The following is a 19946-nucleotide window of genomic DNA, read 5'->3' on the forward strand; positions in this document are numbered from 1 at the left end:
ATTAATTTCTGAAAAATAATATATTTAAAATTTATTCAATGAATTAGGGGAATAGGTATTTATTCCCCTAAGATTGAACGGTAATCAGATTTCTTTAAAAGCATTTAGGTGATTTTGATGGGCACGGCGAATAATGCTTCGATCATCACCGAGTACAAAAAGCTGAACAGACTGTTGTTTCCAGGCAGTAATATCTTCAGGTTGTCGGGGAATAGCACAGAACTGCTTTTGGCTATTTTTAGTCTTTACATACATCTCTTGGACTTTTTCTTTCACCTTTGGATGGCTGGTTTGCCATGGCATTCCCATAGATTGGGAAAGGTCGGCAGCACCTTCAAGAATAATATCAATCCCGTCAACTTTTAAAATTTCATCAAGTTGTTCTAGTCCTGCTAAGCTTTCAATCATAGCAATGACAACTGTCTCGTTTGCCGCTTGTTCAACAAAACTAGCTAAATCATCCATGCCATATCGATTTAACCTTGTTGAATTCAGTCCTCTTTGACCAAGCGGCATATAATGACAATAGTTCACAGCCTCTTGTGCCTGATTAGCATTTTCAATACGCGGAAACACAATACCCGTTACCCCTGCATCGAGCAGAGGTAGAACTAGGTGGTTAGCGTTTAACGGTACTCTCACAAAGACATCGAGGCTCATGGCTCTAGCGGCTAAAATCATGGTCTCGACTTGAGACGTACTAAATAAAGTATGCTCCAAGTCGATAATAATAAAGTCGTAGCCCGCAAGTGCCATTTGTTCAACATTAATTGGAGAAGCTACGGAACAAAATATTCCGTAGAGCGTCTCACTATTTGCTATTCGTTTCTTAAAAGAAATCGAATGCTTATTCATATTCAATTTCCTTAATGAGGCTGAGCGGGTTCGGTGTAGTTTGTACTCTTAAGCGAATTTCTGGAAGGAAACGGCGGCTTGCGAGCTGTTCAATATCAATGGTGTCATCTGTAAAGTTAAACAATTCATATCGCTCGGCAAACTCTGGGTGAGCTTCTTTGTGTTGATTGATGATGCTTCTTAACATGGTCCAGAATTTGATTTCATCGAAGTCATAATGTTCATTTAAGAAAATTGCTAACTCGGCCAAATTTACAAACCAAAGTGCATCTTGCGTGAAGTCTCTTAACTCATTTGGAGAGTGGGTTTCTAAGAAAGAGTTCGGATTAATTTTGGCATGCTCTTTTGGTGCATCTTGCAAGTTAGGTAAAAGATTTGGCTCGCGTAAAAGATGACGACTAAAACGAATTCCATCGTGGAAATCTTTCAAGGCCGCTTTAACGGGTAAGCCATTTTTATGAATCAGAACCATGTTTTGTGCATGTGACTCTAAAGCGAGGCCGTGGCACCATAAAATATGCATGATAGGTAAATAAGCATTGGTGAGTAACTTTTCTAACCAGAACTCAATACCGTACTCTTGAATCCACTCATCAATGAGAGGTTTTTGGTCAGTATCGAGTTGCATTAAGCCCGTTACTGGAGTGGCCGATTCGCCATCTTTTAAGTAGCTGTAAATACTTTCGCGCCAAATGCAGGCAAGTGCGCCGTATTGAACAGGCAAAGCAATCTGCTGGTTAACCGAAAGACCGCCAATCTCTCTTAAAATAACAGGCTTGCGCTGTTTTTCTAAAATATGGTCTTGTTCAACAATGTTATAAAGCCAGTCGCTCATTTTTGCCGCATTTTGAACGGTGTGTGGTGCTAATACACGAGAGGTCGAGGTATTGACTAAGTTCATTGCCAACTTGAGAGAAAGTGCCGAGATATCGCTAATATTTGATAAGGTTCGAATCGACTGCTGTGGTAAATAAGTCGGACCTTCAATATCTAACGGGATGATCAGTTGGTTGCTGATTGCATCTTGATAATATAATTCAATAATTTTATCCCACTGCCATGGGTGAATTGGAGTGAGGATATAATCTTTAAAATCTACATTTTGCTCTTTTAATTGATCATTAATGGCTTGTAGATCTTTTTCTGAAAAATGCTGTTTATAAAGCTGTTCTAAGTTAATCGTTTCACTTAAAACCAGTTTGCATAAACTATTGTGAGTTGCCACCCATTGAACCGTAAAACCTTCAGAAAGCTCAGGGGCATATTTTTGATTTTCTTTTAAATCGAAGCCAATACGAGATTTAAAACTCGGATGATATAAATGTGCGTTGGTAATCCGTGCTTCTTGTTCTAAGTAAGGCAAATTTCTTAAAGGTTGAGCAGGCGCTTGGCTCAAAGTCTGCGCATGTTTAACGTAAGTTAAATTGAGCTCATCATTAAAGTTTTGCCATTTAACTGGGTCTGCTTCAATAATATTTTTTAGATCGGCAAGTAGTGTTTTTAAGTTAGGGTGAGTTTCCGCGTCTAATGTAATATCAGAACGGACTAAGCTCGAAGGATTTAACTTAATTCGTTTAAAACTAAAATGTTGTTTAGCCGCGCAGGTATAAAAAACGGTATCGGAAATATAGAATTTGATCTGACCTTTAGAAAATTCGTATTTAAATGTATTTTCAAAAATGAGTGCTTCTAATAATTGACCCATCACGCGATTTTCCGCGAGGGTTTTATAATTGGTTTGTTGAGTTGGTTGAAGAGGGCAAAGTGCTTCTGCGCCGCGATATTTATAAATAGGGTTTTCAACTTCAATCCAGATTGGATTGCCACCACTGTGGTAGAGCGTATTTAACATATTTGCCTTGATTGGTAATGTGAGTGAATTAATTAATAAATCGCAGTACTGCTGGCCTTTGGCAGTAAAGTTTTCTTGTGTGAGTGTAAGGCGGGTGGCTTGCCAAAGTTCAGATTCTTCAATTGCCGTAACTCGTGCAATTGCACTAATGAGATGAGCAATGTGATTGATCACGAGGTAATATTTTAAAAACGTCCATGCATCTTTTTGAGAGAACCAAACAGTACTATCTTCAGAAATAGATGAGTCATCTTCTATCATTTCTGGAACTATGCTAATGCCTTCCATATCTCGAAGAATAAGGCGATGTGGATAGCCATTTTTGAACTCCATTAAACTGTTTTGCATGTGTGCTTCTACGCTAATGCCTTTGTTTGCAAACAATTCAATTAATGGAATGAGTGAAACTTTAACGTACTGCTTCCACCAAAAAGTAATGAAGTCTTTGGCATCGTTCGATTGTAGATTTTGGTTAGGCGCTGCTTGTTGAATAAAACTGAAGAGAGGAATCTCATGGTTTTCGTTTTCTTCAACTAAGCCGCCCAGCATTCTGGTATTTTCTAATACATCAGGAGTTAGCCCAGCTCTATAAATAATGCCAAATGAACTTTCAAGCTCAGGAATTTTGACTGTTTTTGCCTCTAATTCTGGCAGAATCACAAGGTCAGGATATTGCTCATTAATCTTGTGATTGATAATGATTTTGCTCGCATCAATGGCACGTTCCATTTCATCCATTGGATTATTACGAATGAAACTGGTAATTCGCACATCAATAGAGAGTTTTAAGAAAAGGTTCGATTGAGGTAACCATACCGTGCGAACGGATGAGGTTGGCCATACCGTTTGACCTAATGCACCTAGATAGATCACATCTTGGCTGTCTAAATGTTTCTTTAAAGATGGATGTTGAAGTAAGAAATTAGCTTGCCAAGGGTGGGTTGGCATGAGCTCATAGTTTATGAAGTTCTCTTGCAAATGCTCTTTTGCCGTTTCTAAAACTTCATTTTCAATATGGTGAGAAGGTTCGGTCTCGCTGACCAGCTTTTCGATTAAAGAAGAATGAACCGCGAAGTAGTGGAGTTGGAAACTTGCGCCTAGCTCAGGGCTATACTTTTTCATGTCTTCTTTAGAAAAACCTAAATTGGCTTTAGAGGTCACATGAAAAGGGTGTCCATATAACATCCCTTGTTCGGTTGCCTGAAAACCACTCAATGCTTTAGATCCTGTTTGAGAGGGTCTATTTTCTAAAAAGAATTTTGTATTCTCGATACTATTGGCAATATCGGAATACAGATTCTTATTCTGGTTTTTGTCTTTAAATAGACTATTCAACTCATCTGTAATGAACTTCACTAATTTTTTAGGGTCTGTTAGTGAGTCAAACGTATTATCGGTTAAATTTTGCAGGACAAAACCACGCTGATATCTGTGATAACCAGTGGTGGATAAGTGTTGAACTGCGCCATAAATAACCATGTTAGATGCATTAAATGTATAAGCAAAATACAGGGTGTCTGGGCGCTCCGCATATAGTGTGAATAAAGGAGAGTCTTGAGCGGGGATAATGTGCTCTTCAAGATTCACTTTGAGTTCACGAAAGAAAGTATTCAGGTACTGTTCGAAAAGTTTATAAGACCATGCATCTGTTGTAATAATTGAGTTCATTCTTGTGCCTCTTCTAAAATTGTATCCATTAAGAATCTGTTCAAAATCACCACTAATCCCGCACCGATAAAAAATAGTGAGGTGCAGATTAATGCGGCAGTAATATTGAAAAATGAGTAAGTGAGCGTGATGGTGATTGGGCCAATAAGTTGTCCTAAGACAAAGGCACTGTTAGAAATGCCAATCACTTTTCCTTGGCTTTGAGTGCCAGCTTTTAGAGAAATTGTGTGTAAGATCGAAGGAATAAGGGCTGCAAAGCAAAAACCTTGTATGAGTCTTAATACAAGAATCAGCCAGAGGTTAGATACCCATATCAATGCGAAAATCGTGATACCGCAAATTAAAGATGCATAAACGAAGTTATTAAAAGAATCTCCTTTATCATCATTTCGCTTCCCCCAATAGGTTGCCGCAATAAAAGCGGCTCCCCATGAAAGCGCATGAATTGTTCCGGTTAAGCTTGCAGTAGATAATGATGAATGAATGCTTTGGCTTATTTCACTAATGTATAAAACGAAGCAAGACACTAAACCAAAGCCGCCAGCTTGAACCAAAATGCCAGCGCTTAACCATGAAAAAATCGTTTTATCAAAGAAAGCTGGAAGCTTAGAGTTTTCTTTGGTTTTTGAAACTTTGTTTTTAACGGGATTGGTTAATACAATTGACGCAATCACAATGAGTGTTATCACAACAAATGCTGTCGCGTTGAGTAATACTTCAACCCGCCATTGATCCATAAATATCCCGCCGAGCACGGGACCACATAAACAAGCTAGTGCAACACTACTTTGCAGTTGCCCAAAAGCAGCACCTCGTTGTTGTTCATTGGAAAGATATGAAACATAAGCATTTAAAATGACTGAAAGACCGCAAAAACCGAGTAAAATTCGCGCAAAAATAAATAGGTATAAATGCTGGGCACTGGCCATAAGCAGTATTGAAATACAGAAACCAGCCAGTGACAGTAACAAGGCTTTTTTATGGCCGAATGTGTCGGATAGGTGACCCACAATCGGTGCAGTAAATAAACTACCAATGGCGGGAGCTGCGAGTGCCAAACCTGCCCAGATAGTAGGAGCACTCATATGCGCCGTCAGTTTTTCCATATAAAGCGGCATGATCGGAATAAGCACCATGAGCCCAAAAGTGGAAAAAAACTGACAGAGCAAAATAATGAAATGATCTAGGCGAGATGAGCGCATGATTTAGATATCCATGGTCTCATAGCTAGAAACAGATAAGCTGTGATAAGGGTTTGGCGTGGTTCCGATTTTACTTGGCATGCCTGTTGAATCGCTTTCTTGTGCAAGTAAAGGTGTAAGTAGTTGTTTGAATGGCCAAGTCTTATTGTCAAAAAGATAGGTTTGAATTTGTGATTTTGTTTGTTCTGAAATCGGTTGGGTTTCTACAAAACCTTGAATAATGTCTTGAACCATTTCCCAAAAATCGCTTTCTGTACGATCCGTATATTTCAAAGTAGCTAAAGCAATCGGGTAGAGGTTAATTTGAATCCCTAAGGTAATGAAGTAATTAAATAAGTCTTCATTTTTAGTAAAGATAAGATTGTTTGGCGTGCTGGTATCGATGGTATAAACCGGAGGTGTAAAACCACTTTCTTCAATGGCTGTGGTGCATATTCTTAAGGTATCGTGGTCACGTAAAACAAAACATTTAAACTTATTGTTTTCATAACACACCATGGTGTTTTGCCCGTGGCATTCAGGCATGATGCCTTTTGACCAAAGGGTTAAGAATGTTTGAATAAAATGAACACTTAAGTCTTTTAATAATGACCATTTGTCACCTTCAACGCCTAAAGTTTCCCAAGGGTCAACATACGTACAGCTTAAAGCTGACATGGTGATTGGTGTAACGTTTAGATCTTGGCAAAAAACAGGTAAATGTCTGACTTGGCAGCCGATTACACCTAAATTTTTTACAATAGGCTCTTGTTTACCCAGCACCCACCAATGCGTTTCATTACTCAAAAAGAGGCGATTTTTTAATAAAGAAGTTTCATTAATGACTTCATTTAAAAAATCATAAGCCGTATGACCATTCATTAAATAACGGCCTGGCATAGAGCGGATTGCACCTAATGTTTTGGCATTGGTCGAGAGTTTTAAGTGCAGAGTAGGGTTTACATTGTGAATAAGAGTTCTTAATGAAGAAGTCGGTAAACCAATTGTGGTGACATGGTTTAGGTCAATACCGCCGTACTTATTTTCATCAAACTTTAAATAGCGATGTTGAGTCTCTAGCAAAGGCAGGGCTAAGTAGTCATCTGAAAGCTCAGCCATTTTTTCAGTAATATGTTTATCCTCAACTTCTGATAACAGAAGCTCTTTATGAGGAATGGACTCCATATTGTTGATTACGTCATCTTTTTTAAAAGCCCACCAATACACTTCAATTTCTTTTTGAGTTGTGAGCGGTGCGAGTTCACCTTTTGAGTGAGCGAACGGATGAAATGGACGATCAGCTACCAGCGATAGCAATTCACTGGTCATTAAAGGCGAAGAAAATGAAAGGGCTGACTGTAAAATTTGAGGAATTTTTTCAGCCGTTACTAAGTTGTCGATCCAGTAATCAATCGCTTTTTGATGATATGGTGAAGGCCACCAAGATGCTTGGGTTAAATAGTTAAAAACTTCAGAAATAGAAATTTTAGAAGTTGTATTGCTCAACAGGTTATGAAGCAAAACTTCGGGTTGAGTAATATAGAAAGGATTTACACCATCTACTTTTAAACAGCTGAAATAGAGTTCCAACTCATCATTGAGAGTAATTGCCAAATAAGGCTTTTTATAGGAAATATGATCTTTAAAATCTCCATAATTCTCCATGTAGAGTGCATCTATCGTTTTTTGTAGTTGTGCTGTGTAAATCCGATCTAACATTTTAGTTATTCCTATTCTTATAAAAGCGGTAGAACCGTGCCAATATTTTGTTCTTGTGCGGCATTGAAGAACCACTTAGCGCAGACAATGTCATCAATCGCCATGCCCATTGGGTTGAGCAAAATGATTTCATCTTCGTGTTCACGACCGTTTTTATGACCAATAATGATGTCACCAAGTTCAGCATGTAGTTTTTCACGGCTGAATAAGCCATCTTCAACCAGCACATTGATGACTTTCTTTTCTCGGTTTGATTGATCCCAGTCATCTACAATAACTTTGTCAACTTTTAAGAAGACGTCAGGCTCAATATCCATAATCGAAATATTTGAAACAAAGCAGCCTTTTTTAAGCCACTCAAATGGAATGTAAGGCTTATCTGAAACTGTGCAGGTAATGAGGACATCGGCTTGTTGAATTGCAGATTTGGCACTGCCATGAATTTCAATTTCTAGATGTGGATATTCGGAAAGGAATAATGCTTTGAGTTTTTCAGCGGCTTCAGGATTTACATCAAATAAATGTATTTTTTTCACTTGAGTGTATTGTTCAAGTACAGTCTTAATCTGCATTTGAGCAATTGGTCCGCAACCAATCACAGTAATATCTGAAAAGTCTTTTTTTGCTAAATACTTAATCGAAACACCCGTAATTGCAGCAGTTCGCATTGCACTGATTAAGCTGCCTTCCATTACTGCGACTGGATAATTTGTTTCTGAGTCATTTAAAACAATCAGTGCGCTGGCACGTGGAATATTGAATTTTTTAGGGTTGTGTTGTCTTGAACCAATCCATTTGATTCCAGCAATCGGGTTATTGCCACCTAAATAGCAAGGCATAGCAATAATACGGTCAGCAATATGGTCTGCACCTTGCCAGCGAAGATAAGGTTTTAAGGGTTGTACAAACTGTTTATTTGCATGCAGGGTTAAACCTTCAGTAATAGCTTCAATAAATGAATTACTATGATTTGCGCCAAGATTTAATAAATCTGATTGACTCAGGTAACGAAGGGTAGCCAAATTGCTCATGAATATTTCCTAAGGAGAAGGTTAAACAACATTTTGTAAAGTAAGGTTTTCTTGACGTCGTATGTTTCGATTAAAGTGACGCTTTTTGATCATTTCGAACCATTCATCTTCATAAACGAGATCTAAATAACGGTCGCCACGATCAGGCAATAGCGTTAAGACGCATGAACCTTCGGGAATGGTTGGAATCAGTTTTTTTATGGCTGAAATAGATGAGCCGCTCGAACCGCCTGCAAAAATTCCTTCATGTTCAAGAAGTTCTCTGCAACCGAGTGCCGATTCATAGTCATCCACATAAATGACATCATCAATTTCATCGGGGGAGAGTAGAGCTGGAACAGTGCTTGCCCCAATACCGGGAATTTCACGTGGACCAGACGTACCACCAAATAAGACAGAGCCGACAATATCGACAGCAATCACTTTTAATTCTGGGAATTTTTCTTTAAGGCGGCGGGATACACCCATAATCGTGCCGGAGGTACTTGCCCCGATCACGAGGTAATCAATCTTGCGATCAATTTGATTTAGGATTTCTTCTGCTTCACCAAAATAGTGGCTTTTCCAGTTGTTTGGATTTGCATATTGATTAATCCAGACCGCATTTGGCAGTTGTTGGCAGAGCCGTTTTACAGTGTCAATTCTGGTTTTTAAGTAACCACCGTTTTGGTCTTTTTCAGAGACCATCTCGATATTGGCTTTGTAGAGCTTCAGCATTTGTAAGTTTGCTGAGGCAATTTTCGGATCAATAACGGCAGTAAATTTTAATCCATATATTTTGCATGCCATTGCAAGCGCAATCGCTAAGTTTCCTGAAGAACTTTCAACGATATGACTATCTTTATTAATTACTCCAGATTTTAGACCTTCCTGTAGCATGAATAATGCTGGACGGTCTTTAATACTTCCACCTGGGTTTAACAATTCCATTTTCGCAATCACAGAAATTGATTGATGCGTGAATAGCCTTGATAGTTGTAATAGTGGCGTTTTACCTATGCAGTCGAGAATATTTTCATGGATCATGGTAGATCTTCTCAGGTTTTTATGTAACGTGAATGATAATGATTATTAATTTAATTATTATTACCAATTGTGACATGATTGTTGCGCTTTGTAACGGAAAAGAGGAGTGGCTTATAGGAATTTTCACTAATTTTTTTTGTGTAATTATTTGAATCGTAATATTTATATTTTATTGAGTGATGAATTAATAAATGTTTTAAATATAAGTAGATAGGCAATAAATTACTTTTCACCTATAAAAAATAATTTAATAAGCATACATTTTTGCAAATCAAAACTTGTGACTGAATTACTTTAAAAACTAAATTGGAATATATGTGCTGACTAACCTATTTATGCAGCCTACATTTTGTAGAATTTATGATCCTATTGAATGCTTACAAAAACAGCAATATTCGAAGCTTTGTTTAAAATGTTAAGGATGATTGAATGAAATTGATTAAGTGGCAGTTATTGATATGAAAATGTCTGAAAATGATAAGTTTAGATGGATATGATCAATTCTATAAGCGCTATATTCTCAATGGATTAATTTAGTCCAGAAAATATAGTAATGCGTGTTTCGCATTTTGTCTTATGGGTCTTTCAAGCTGTCTTTTTTATAAAAGACAGCTTTTTTTATTTAGGGAGTACTAGATAAAACTAAGCTGTTTTGCTTTTTCATAAGCCTCAAGATTAATACATTGAGCTCCCAAGCTTGTGATTTTTGCTTGGTCGAGTTGAAGTTCATCCCACTTTTGCATTTGCTCGAGTAGCCAATAAAAGTCTTCTACTTTTGGAAGTGCACTTTCTTTTACCAAATGACGGACAATATCCTGAATCATATAGTATTTGTCGACATGCACTTCTTCTGAGCAATGAAAACGAACAATTCCAAACTCAACCAATAACTTTAAAATTGGAGCAAAGTCGTGTAACTCGCCCAATTCTTGCTGAGCTTTCATAATTGCAGCGGTAAGTGCAACTAACGTTTCTGGATGCAGCTCAGCCCATTCCTGCGTTACAGCTAAAACCTTGTCAGCCACAGGTGGAATAATGTTTTGGCTTGAGCAAATCATTTTACTTAAACCAAGAAGCTCACCTTGAGTATTCCACGGTTCGCCCACACAAAAACCATCAATCACATGTTTATCGAGTGCTTCAACCATATAAGGTGGTGGTAATGTTTTTAACTGAATCAATTGAGCGAGTTCTGGACTTGCTAAAGCTAACCATTCTCTCAAACAATAATGATGAATGGAGTGCTTAAACACATGTGCTAAAGAGAGGGAGTGACCTTGTTCAAGATAGCTCGTCACTTTTTGAGCCGTTATTTGAGCCGTATCATTTTCTTGAATTGCCAGTTGATGAGTAAGCTTTTGACTTAAGCTAATGAAAGCACGATTTTCACTTAAAACCAGTGAAGTTTGTAGAGGCGTACCAATTTGATCTGCACCTACAGCGGCCGCAGGTAACATTGCAGATAAGCAGTGGGCTGCATCTAATAACCCAAAAGCAAGACGGTCGCGCAGGCTTGCCCAAGAAGCTTCTTTAACTAAAGTGACATCTAAACCTACTTCTTCAAAGAAACCTCTTTGTTTAGCCCAAAGTAGTGCAAGACAATCAAGCAAAGGAATATAGCCGAGTTGTAATTGAGTCTTTTCTAGTTTGCTCATTTATTCATCCTTTAGTGGATTGCCAAGTAATTTTTGAGCGTCAAGTAAACGCCGTGCCATTTCTCCAATCGTAATCCGGTGGCTCATCGCATTTTTTCTAAGAAGCTGGAATGCAGTTTCTTCAGGTAGGCCATGCAGTTGCATCAGTAAAACTTTGGCTTTTTCAACATCCTTACGGTCGGCAAGTTTGGTTTGAGCTTCTTTTAAATCACCTTCAAGTTTTTTGTGCTTTTTATATTGCTCAATTGAGATTTCTAAAATGGTATGTAAGCGGGCAGGATCAATTCCATCGACAATATAAGCAGTTACTCCCGCATCTATGGCTTGTTTGATTGTGTCTTTATCTGAATTTTTGGTGAATAGAACGGTTGGTAGGTCATAGCTACTGACACAGCTTTCTATAATGTCGCGGTGTGGATGGTCCATATCAAGCAAGATCACATCAGCTTGTAAATGTTCCAGACGAAAGATATTCAAGTGGTCCAAAGTAAGGCAAGCGACCACTTCAAAATCATTTTCAAGCAAACTTTTTCTTATATAGTCGGCTCGCGCATGATCATCATCAATAAGGGCTATTTTGAGTTTTGGCATAAGTTCAGAAAATCAGGCTAAGAAAATGCGCCAATTCGACGCGTTTTTGTTATCAATTTTAAAGCAAGATTAGTGCCATCGAAAACTAAAGAAAAAATCGGGCTTTAACGATAAATTAGCATGCTTAATGACGCTACTGATCAATCTTGGTGCAAAAATACGATTCATTTTGTAGCAAGACGTATTTTTATTTAAACCATATAAATGTGCAGTGATAGAGCGAGCAAAATAAGGCTTTATTCTTTACCTACATATTAAAAAGTTATATCTATATGAAATTAAATATAAAAAATATTATTAGCTTAAGCTTTTTAAATGTTGGCATGCAAAATGCTTACTTAATTACAGGTCGAAGACGACCATGAGTTTTTAAAGACGGCCAACGATGTCCGTTCTGATCGAGTTTGTGAGTGCAACCGTACACACAAAGAAGTTACGTTCAGTCGGAGTGAAGGTCATGTCTTTATTTTTATTGCATAAAAAAGTTACATCTGAATTATTTAAGTTTTCAGTTCCAGCGATGCGAGCCTTCTCTATGAGGGGGCTCGCTTTTTTTATTTCTTTTTATGACTTTGCTGTGCATTGGGTGTCATCAACGAGTGAAAAAAATTGGTTTCAAGCAGTTAGATGCCTTGTGAGCTTAATTCGCTTCTCGATAGAGCACAAAGCAAAAGAACAACGTCTATTTGAGAATGGAATAACGCAGCTTAAAAGCAACGTGATTTGAGGAGAAACACTATGAAATTGGTAATGATTGGTCATGGTATGGTGGGCCACAAATTCATCGAAGCCATTTTAGAAAAAGCAGATGATGAACTAGAAATCACTATCCTCGCGGAAGAACCTCGTATCGCGTATGACCGCGTACATTTGACAGAATATTTTTCAGGGAAGTCAGCAAAAGATTTATCTTTGGCACGTTTTGACTTTGCTGATGCTCATGGCATTGACTTACGTCTTAATACAAAAGCAACTGCAATTGATACCGCGGCACAAACAGTCACAACCAACCATGGTGATGTCATTAGCTATGACAAATTGGTGTTGGCAACGGGTTCGTATGCATTCGTTCCGCCAATTCCGGGGAATGACCGTGAAAATTGTTTTGTTTACCGTACCATTGAAGACTTAGATGCCATTCGTGCAGCGAGTTTAAATGCAAAAACAGGTGTTGTGATTGGCGGTGGTTTACTCGGTCTTGAAGCAGCGAAAGCCTTACGTGACCTAGAATTAGAAACACATGTTGTTGAATTTGCACCACGTTTAATGGCAGTTCAAATTGATGACTTGGGTGGTAAGGTTTTACGTCGCAAAATTGAAGATCTTGGCGTAAAAGTTCATACACAAAAAGCGACTCAATCTATTGAATGTGGTGACAGCACAACGCATGTGATGAAGTTTGCTGATGGTAGCGAGCTTGAAGCTGATGTGATTTTATTCTCTGCGGGTATTCGTCCTCGTGATGAGCTTGCACGTAATAGTGGTCTTGCGATTGGTGAGCGCGGCGGTATCGTCATTAATGATTACTGCCAAACTTCAGACAAGAACGTTTATGCCATTGGTGAATGTGCGCTTTGGCAAAACAAAATTTATGGTTTGGTTGCACCAGGCTATGACATGGCGCGTATTGCAGCAAAACACATTTCAGATGAAGAATGTAACTGCTTTGCTGGCGCGGACATGAGCACCAAGTTGAAATTAATGGGGGTGGACGTTGCTTCTGTTGGTGATGCTCATGCTATGACCCCTGGTGCATTAAGCTATTTCTATGCAGATGAGCATGCACTGGTTTATAAAAAGATTGTTGTAGATGCGGACAAAACCAAATTGCTTGGTGCAGTTTTGGTTGGCGATGCAACAGAATACAGCGACCTTTTACAAATGATGTTAAACGGTCTGGCTTTACCGGAAGTGCCTGAAAGCTTGATCATGCCGGGCTTTGAACAGTCGGCAGGAAAATCTGGTGGTAGCGGTGTAGATTTACTGCCGGACAGCGCAACGATTTGTTCATGTAACAACGTATCAAAAGCGGACATCTGCCAAGCAATTAGCGATGGTTCGACCTCTTTAGGTGCATTAAAGAAATGCACCAAAGCAGCAACCGCATGTGGTGGCTGTGCACCATTAGTGACTCAAGTTTTAAAGTCAGAGTTACAACGTCAAGGTGTGACTGTAAATAACCACATTTGTGAACACTTCCCGTACTCGCGTCAAGAGCTACATCACTTGGTTCGTGTCAATGAAATCAAAACTTTTGATGACTTGATTCACCAACACGGACATGGTTTGGGTTGTGATATCTGTAAACCGACTGCGGCAAATATCTTGGCTTCTTGCTGGAACGATTTCGTACTTGAACCAAGTCATGCAGGTCTGCAAGACAGTAATGACTACTACTTGGGGAATATCCAAAAAGATGGTTCTTACTCAGTTGTACCGCGTATGGCTGGCGGTGAAGTGACTCCAGATGGTTTGATTGCTATTGGTCAAATCGCGAAGAAATATAATCTGTATACCAAAATTACTGGCGGTCAACGCGTTGACATGTTCGGTGCACAAGTTCATGAGCTTCCATTCATTTGGGAAGAGTTAAATGCTGCAGGTTTTGAGTCTGGCCATGCTTACGGTAAATCTTTGCGTACTGTGAAGTCTTGTGTAGGTAGCACATGGTGTCGTTACGGTGTAGATAACTCGGTTGGTTTAGCGATTGAGCTTGAAAATCGCTACAAGGGTTTGCGCTCACCACATAAATTAAAAATGGCTGTGTCTGGTTGTACACGTGAGTGTGCTGAAGCACAAGGTAAAGATGTGGGTATTATCGCGACTGAAAAAGGTTGGAACCTTTATGTTTGTGGTAACGGTGGTATGAAACCACGCCATGCGGAGTTACTTGCCTCTGACCTCGATAAAGCAACGCTCATTCGTTATATCGACCGTTTCTATATGTTCTACATTCAAACCGCAGACCGTTTACAACGTACGAGCGTATGGCGCGACAACATGGAAGGTGGTCTAGATTACCTTAAATCTGTGGTTGTTGATGATTCTCTTGGTTTAGCTGCTGAGCTTGAGCGCCGTATGGAACACATCATTGGAACATACCAAGACGAATGGCGTACTGCGGTAGAAAATCCTGAAGTTCGTAAGCGCTTCCAGACTTATATCAATGCAGGCGCAAGTGAGCAGGCCGATCCACACATTCAATTTACAACTGAACGCGGTCAAATCCGTCCATTATCAGATGTTGAGCGTTCAGAAGACCGTATTCCAATGGTTGAAGCATAAGCAGGAGAATTTCTATGAATATTGTACAAGACAAAAATATGCTTCCTGATGGTCAATGGATTGATGTGTGTGCACTTGATGACTTAATTCCCAACACTGGCGCAGGTGCGCTAGTGGATGGTCAAGCAGTGGCTATCTTCCGTGTGGGACATGAAAAACGTGTTTATGTGCTCAGCAATAAAGATCCGTTTAGCCAAGCCAATGTCATGAGCCGAGGAATTATTGGTGATTTACAAGGCGAACGTGTTATTGCATCACCAATCTATAAACAACATTTCAGCTTAGCAACGGGGCGCTGTTTAGAAGATAAAGACCAAAAACTTTCAGTTTATCCAAGCAAAATTGTTGATGGCCGTGTTTTTGTTAACCCTGTGCCGCAAAAAACTTATATTACCAATACAGGTGTATCTCAAGACAAACTTAAACTGGTACTGATTGGTAATGGTTTAGCAGGAATGCGTTGCCTAGAAGATTTACTTGATATGGCCCCAGACCGTTATGAAGTCACGGTAATTGGTGAAGAACCTTGGGGTAACTATAACCGTATCATGTTATCTCCGGTTTTATCGGGTGAAAAAACCATTGAAGATATTATGTTGCACCCGCCAAAGTGGTATAGCGATAAAGGCATTAAATTTATTGCAGGCGATAAAGCGGTAAAAATTGATCGTCCTCGTAAAGTGGTTTACACCGAAAAAGAGCAAACAGTTGATTATGATCGTTTGATTTTGGCAACAGGTTCGGCTCCGTTTATTCCACCAGTTCAAGGTGTTGACTTAAAAGGTGTCTTAACTTTCCGTGATATTTATGACGTTAACACCATGATTGAGTACTGCGGTTCAAAAACCAATGCAGTCGTGATTGGTGGTGGTTTACTCGGTTTAGAAGCAGCCTACGGTTTAAAACAACGCGGTATGAATGTGACAGTATTGCATTTGATGGACCGTATTATGGAGCGTCAACTTGACAGCCGTGCGAGCCAGTTACTGCGCCATAGCATTGATCAAAAAGGTATTAATATTATTACCGAAGCTAATACAGAAGCGTTAATTGGTGATGAAAACGGTCATGTGAAGCAAATACGCTTGAAAGATGGCACTGTTTTAGACGCTGACCTTGTGGTCTTTGCAGTGGGTATTCGTCCAAATATTAGCTTGGCACAAAGTGCGGGTTTACGTTGTAACCGTGGTGTGTTGGTCAATGACACCATGCAAACGTTTGACCCAAGTATTTATGCCGTAGGTGAGTGTATTGAACATCGCGGTCAAACTTTCGGCTTGGTTGAACCATTATGGGGTCAAGCATTTATTTGTGCGACACATTTGGCAGAACACGGCAGCTTAACTTTTAAAGCACCGACTGTACCGACTCAGTTAAAAGTAAGTGGTGTCGATGTATTCTCTGCGGGTAATTTTGAGCCTAAAGATGATTATGAAGACATTATCTTGAATGATGAAAAACGTCATATCTATAAACGTATTATTATCCAAAGTGATCGAGTGATTGGCGCAGTTTTATTTGGCGATACTGAAGATGGCATGTGGTATGCAGAGTTAATTGCAGATCAAACCCCAGTCTCATCATTTAGAAATAAACTGCTATTTGGTCGAGATTTTGCATTAAAAAATGCAGGCTAAATAGGGAAAGGAGCAGTTATGAATAGTATTCCAAGCGTTGAAATCGATAGCTCCGACCATGTTGCAACAACTATAACCAAAACAACATGTCCATATTGTGGGGTAGGATGCGGTGTTAGCGTAAACGTCCAACAAAAACCTCAAGGACCTCTGGTAGAAGTTGAGGGGGATGCTGAGCATCCTTCCAACTTTGGACGTTTATGTATTAAAGGTAGCCGACTTGCGGATACTTTGGGGTTAGAAACACGTGCTTTACAACCAATGATGGGACGAAAAGCTGATCGGGTAGTAACCACATGGGATGCGGCAATCAATAAGATTGCTGATAAATTCCAATCTTGTATCGATCAATATGGTCGTGACAGCATTGCATTTTATGTTTCAGGTCAGCTTTTGACTGAAGATTATTATGTGGTGAACAAGTTTGTAAAAGGTTATTTGGGTACTGCAAATATCGACACCAATTCACGCCTTTGCATGTCATCTGCGGTTGCGGGTCATAAACGTAGCTTTGGTGAAGATATTGTTCCTGCAAGTTATGAAGATTTTGAACATGCAGATATGGTGGTATTAGTCGGTTCTAATACCGCATGGTGCCATCCTGTGCTTTATCAACGGATCATGCAGGCTAAAAGCCAAAATCCAGATATGTTTGTTGTGGTGATTGACCCACGTTTTACCAGTACTTGTGAGCAAGCTGATTTACATTTACCGATTTTACCGGGTCAAGATGTCGCTTTATTTAATGGCTTATTTCAATATTTATATCGAAATGGTCATGCTGATCAGGCTTTTGTAGATGCTTATACCGAAGGTCTTGAAGAGGTCTTGGCAAGCAGTCAGCAAGAAACTGATGTTGAATATGTGGCAAAACGTAGTGGTATTTCTTTAGACAAATTACAGCAGTTTTTTGAAAAATTCGCTCAAACTGAAAAAGTAATCACCCTATTTTCAATGGGAGTGAATCAATCAAGTCAGGGTGTAAATAAAGCCAATAGCATTATTAACTGTCATTTACTGACTGGAAAAATTGGTAAGCTCGGCGCTGCACCATTTTCGATGACAGGTCAGCCAAATGCGATGGGTGGTCGAGAAGTGGGTGGCTTAGCCAATATGCTGGCTGCGCATATGGATCTGGATAATCCACTACATCAAAAAGTAGTACAAACCTTTTGGGATAGTCCATTTATTGCGACTCAAGCTGGCTTAAAAGCGGTTGATTTGTTCCGTGCCGTTGAAGCTGGAAAAATTAAAGCCATTTGGATTATGGCGACAAATCCAGTCGTGAGTTTGCCAGATGCCGATCAAGTTAAACGGGCATTAGAGAAATGTGAGTTAGTTGTCGTGTCAGATATCTGCGCAGATACGGACACTACTGCTTATGCTGATGTTTTGCTTCCCGCTTTAGGTTGGGGCGAAAAAGATGGAACTGTTACTAACTCTGAGCGTCGTATTTCACGTCAACGCGCATTTTTACCTGCACCGGGTGAAGCAAAAGCAGACTGGTGGTCTGTTAGCCAAGTCGCGAAAAAATTAGGCTTTAATGGTTTTGACTTCGCGAGTGCAAGTGACATCTTTAATGAGCATGCAGCTTTATCAGCACAAGATAATGCAGACATAAATACTCGTGCAGAAAGTAATAATTTCCGTTATTTTAACTTGAAAGGGTTAATGAATCTGAGCACTGCTGAGTACGATGCTCTGCAACCAATTCAATGGCCCGTGTGGAATAAAAACCAAAATGCTAAAGCCGTTCAACAACTGTTTGGCAAAGGGCAGTTTAGTCATAAAAATGCCAAGGCGAAATTGATTCCGACGGTTGCAATTGACCCGGTTCATGCGGTTTCAGAAGACTATCCACTCATTTTGAACACTGGACGTATTCGTGACCAATGGCACACCATGACGCGTACGGGTTTGTCACCAAATTTAACCAGTCACCGCGCTGAACCATTTTGCGAGATTCATCCGAGTGATGCCTTAAAGTTTGGTGTACGTGATCAAGGCTTAGTAGAAGTTCGTTCGAAATGGGGTAGTTGTGTACTACGCGTGACATTCTCGTCGGGTGTGCGTCGTGGGCAAATTTTTGCGCCAATTCACTGGACTGAACAAGTTGCATCCGATGCTCGTATTGGTAAAGTCGTTAACCCAGAGGTCGATGCGATCTCAGGTGAACCTGAGTTCAAACATACACCTGTCACGATTCAACCATTCTATACCACTTGGCAAGGTGTGCTTTATGTACGTGAAGGATATGATTCACATATTCAAGAATCGCTACATCATTGTGCATGGTGGACTAAGGTCAAAATGGTTAAAACCAACCGTTATGAACTCGCAGATCGTCAAACTTTTCATGACACTCAAAAAAACTTAAAAAGCTTCTTGCCGTTTGCAGATGAAACTTTTGAGTGGTTGAGTATTGAAGATATTTCATCACAATTAAGTCATAGTATTATTTTGAAAGAAGGCGTGGTGATTGCTAGTTTATATATTGCTCCGTCAGATCTATTGCCAGACCGTGATTGGGTAGCAAGTCTATTTAAACGCGAGCGTTTAAGTGCTTTACATCGAAAAGCATTACTGGCTGGCATGCCAATGTCTGCTACAAATAATGACGGACCTTTAGTCTGTAGTTGTTTTAAAGTAGGTAAGAATAAAATTATAGACGCAATTAAAACTCAAAATATAACTCATGAAAAACAAGTGACAGCTTGTTTAAAAGCAGGTGGTAACTGTGGTTCATGTTTACCTGAAATCCGTGGCCTGATTAAAGCTTGCCAACAGGAGGTGGAAGTGTGAATAAGGGATATCCCGTAACTGATCTGGTCATTCTGGCGGGTGGACAAGCCCGTCGTATGAATGGTTTAAATAAGTTGTTGCAGCAATTTGATGGTGAACCCCAACTTCTTAAAATTCATCAAAAATTAAAACCATCTGTGTCTAAAATTTGGGTCAATAGTCATCGTGACTATTCAATCTATCAAAGTATTGTGCCAGATATTAAATGTTTTCAAGATGATGCTTCTGGCTTTTTCGGCCCGCTTATGGGAATGAAAAGTGCGTGGTCTCATGTAGAAGCAGATTATGTTTTATTTATTCCTTGTGATGTGACGTATGTGCCGACACAAGTCGTTGCCAAATTACACAGTGCACTTCGGAAAAATAAACAGGCTCAAGCAGCTTATGTTTCAATTAATGGAGATTCGTTGTATCCATTTTGCTTATTAAAACGTGAAAGCCTAATCACCGTAACAGAGCAAATTGAAAAACAACGATTAAGTTTGAAAGAGTGCTTTAAGCTTTTACATGCACAAGTCGCTATATTTCAAAAACAGAATCTTTTTTTTCATAGCATTAATTCATTGGATGAGCTTCAGCAATACAAACAAATCAATGCCTTTAAAGAGATATTTACAGCAAGTTAAAAATTAGATTGATGACCT

The 19946-nt window shown here is 39.4% G+C and carries 14 protein-coding genes; 6 read left to right on the forward strand and 8 right to left on the reverse strand.

Going from position 1 to position 19946, the window contains the following annotated elements; translation table 11 throughout:
* Positions 1-84 precede the first annotated feature (84 nt).
* From MMY79_RS07235 to sbnA, 6 genes are all read right to left on the reverse strand, one after another.
* Positions 85-855, reverse strand: a complete 771-nt coding sequence (locus MMY79_RS07235; RefSeq protein ID WP_252612714.1) for an aldolase/citrate lyase family protein — start codon at positions 853-855, stop codon at positions 85-87.
* Entirely contained in the window at positions 848-4375 is a 3528-nt protein-coding gene (locus MMY79_RS07240; protein WP_252612715.1) for an IucA/IucC family protein, read from the reverse strand. The genes MMY79_RS07235 and MMY79_RS07240 overlap by 8 nt, the downstream gene beginning before the upstream one ends.
* The gene (locus MMY79_RS07245) at positions 4372-5577 is read right to left on the reverse strand and encodes an MFS transporter (RefSeq protein WP_252612716.1); all 1206 of its coding nucleotides are present in this window, start codon (positions 5575-5577) and stop codon (positions 4372-4374) included. The genes MMY79_RS07240 and MMY79_RS07245 overlap by 4 nt, the downstream gene beginning before the upstream one ends.
* Before the next feature lie 3 nt (positions 5578-5580).
* Positions 5581-7221, reverse strand: a complete 1641-nt coding sequence (locus MMY79_RS07250; RefSeq protein WP_252613466.1) for an IucA/IucC family protein — start codon at positions 7219-7221, stop codon at positions 5581-5583.
* Between the two features lie 71 nt (positions 7222-7292).
* On the reverse strand, positions 7293-8306 hold the full coding sequence (sbnB, locus tag MMY79_RS07255; protein WP_252612717.1) for a 2,3-diaminopropionate biosynthesis protein SbnB: 1014 nt from the start codon (positions 8304-8306) through the stop codon (positions 7293-7295).
* 21 nt (positions 8307-8327) lie between these two features.
* Complete coding sequence (sbnA, locus tag MMY79_RS07260; protein ID WP_252612718.1) at positions 8328-9332, reverse strand: 2,3-diaminopropionate biosynthesis protein SbnA; 1005 nt, start codon at positions 9330-9332, stop codon at positions 8328-8330.
* Positions 9333-9885: 553 nt separating this feature from the next.
* On the opposite strand from sbnA, the gene MMY79_RS07265 reads away from it, so the two are divergent.
* Entirely contained in the window at positions 9886-9972 is an 87-nt protein-coding gene (locus MMY79_RS07265; protein ID WP_252613469.1) for a hypothetical protein, read from the forward strand.
* On the opposite strand, the gene MMY79_RS07270 is transcribed toward MMY79_RS07265, so the two are convergent.
* Complete coding sequence (locus MMY79_RS07270) at positions 9965-10987, reverse strand: ABC transporter substrate-binding protein (protein WP_252612719.1); 1023 nt, start codon at positions 10985-10987, stop codon at positions 9965-9967. The two genes, MMY79_RS07265 and MMY79_RS07270, sit on opposite strands and share 8 nt — an antisense overlap.
* Positions 10988-11578, reverse strand: a complete 591-nt coding sequence (locus MMY79_RS07275; protein ID WP_252612720.1) for an ANTAR domain-containing protein — start codon at positions 11576-11578, stop codon at positions 10988-10990.
* Positions 11579-11963: 385 nt separating this feature from the next.
* On the opposite strand from MMY79_RS07275, the gene MMY79_RS07280 reads away from it, so the two are divergent.
* Genes MMY79_RS07280 through MMY79_RS07300 form a run of 5 tightly spaced genes read left to right on the forward strand, consistent with a single transcriptional unit; the run spans position 11964 to position 19928 of the window.
* Positions 11964-12305 carry a hypothetical protein gene (locus MMY79_RS07280; protein ID WP_252612721.1) on the forward strand — a complete coding sequence of 114 codons (342 nt, stop codon included), beginning with the start codon at positions 11964-11966 and terminating at the stop codon, positions 12303-12305.
* 11 nt (positions 12306-12316) lie between these two features.
* Positions 12317-14863: a nitrite reductase large subunit NirB gene (gene nirB, locus MMY79_RS07285; RefSeq protein WP_252612722.1), complete on the forward strand. Its 2547-nt coding sequence runs from the start codon at positions 12317-12319 to the stop codon at positions 14861-14863.
* A 14-nt stretch (positions 14864-14877) separates the two neighbouring features.
* Complete coding sequence (gene nirD, locus MMY79_RS07290) at positions 14878-16500, forward strand: nitrite reductase small subunit NirD (protein WP_252612723.1); 1623 nt, start codon at positions 14878-14880, stop codon at positions 16498-16500.
* Between the two features lie 18 nt (positions 16501-16518).
* Positions 16519-19302: a nitrate reductase gene (locus MMY79_RS07295; RefSeq protein WP_252612724.1), complete on the forward strand. Its 2784-nt coding sequence runs from the start codon at positions 16519-16521 to the stop codon at positions 19300-19302.
* Positions 19299-19928: an NTP transferase domain-containing protein gene (locus tag MMY79_RS07300; RefSeq protein WP_252612725.1), complete on the forward strand. Its 630-nt coding sequence runs from the start codon at positions 19299-19301 to the stop codon at positions 19926-19928. Before MMY79_RS07295 ends, MMY79_RS07300 begins: the two co-directional genes overlap by 4 nt.
* Positions 19929-19946 lie beyond the last annotated feature (18 nt).

It is taken from the genome of Acinetobacter sp. XS-4, assembly GCF_023920705.1.
Taxonomy (GTDB): domain Bacteria; phylum Pseudomonadota; class Gammaproteobacteria; order Pseudomonadales; family Moraxellaceae; genus Acinetobacter.

Coding starts and splice junctions, on each gene's coding strand:
- MMY79_RS07235 (WP_252612714.1), bottom strand. CDS start 855: ATGAATAAGCATTCGATTTCTTTTAAGAAACGAATAGCAAATAGTGAG.
- MMY79_RS07240 (WP_252612715.1), bottom strand. CDS start 4,375: ATGAACTCAATTATTACAACAGATGCATGGTCTTATAAACTTTTCGAA.
- MMY79_RS07245 (WP_252612716.1), bottom strand. CDS start 5,577: ATGCGCTCATCTCGCCTAGATCATTTCATTATTTTGCTCTGTCAGTTT.
- MMY79_RS07250 (WP_252613466.1), bottom strand. CDS start 7,221: ATGGAGAATTATGGAGATTTTAAAGATCATATTTCCTATAAAAAGCCT.
- sbnB (WP_252612717.1), bottom strand. CDS start 8,306: ATGAGCAATTTGGCTACCCTTCGTTACCTGAGTCAATCAGATTTATTA.
- sbnA (WP_252612718.1), bottom strand. CDS start 9,332: ATGATCCATGAAAATATTCTCGACTGCATAGGTAAAACGCCACTATTA.
- MMY79_RS07265 (WP_252613469.1), top strand. CDS start 9,886: ATGCGTGTTTCGCATTTTGTCTTATGGGTCTTTCAAGCTGTCTTTTTT.
- MMY79_RS07270 (WP_252612719.1), bottom strand. CDS start 10,987: ATGAGCAAACTAGAAAAGACTCAATTACAACTCGGCTATATTCCTTTG.
- MMY79_RS07275 (WP_252612720.1), bottom strand. CDS start 11,578: ATGCCAAAACTCAAAATAGCCCTTATTGATGATGATCATGCGCGAGCC.
- MMY79_RS07280 (WP_252612721.1), top strand. CDS start 11,964: ATGTCCGTTCTGATCGAGTTTGTGAGTGCAACCGTACACACAAAGAAG.
- nirB (WP_252612722.1), top strand. CDS start 12,317: ATGAAATTGGTAATGATTGGTCATGGTATGGTGGGCCACAAATTCATC.
- nirD (WP_252612723.1), top strand. CDS start 14,878: ATGAATATTGTACAAGACAAAAATATGCTTCCTGATGGTCAATGGATT.
- MMY79_RS07295 (WP_252612724.1), top strand. CDS start 16,519: ATGAATAGTATTCCAAGCGTTGAAATCGATAGCTCCGACCATGTTGCA.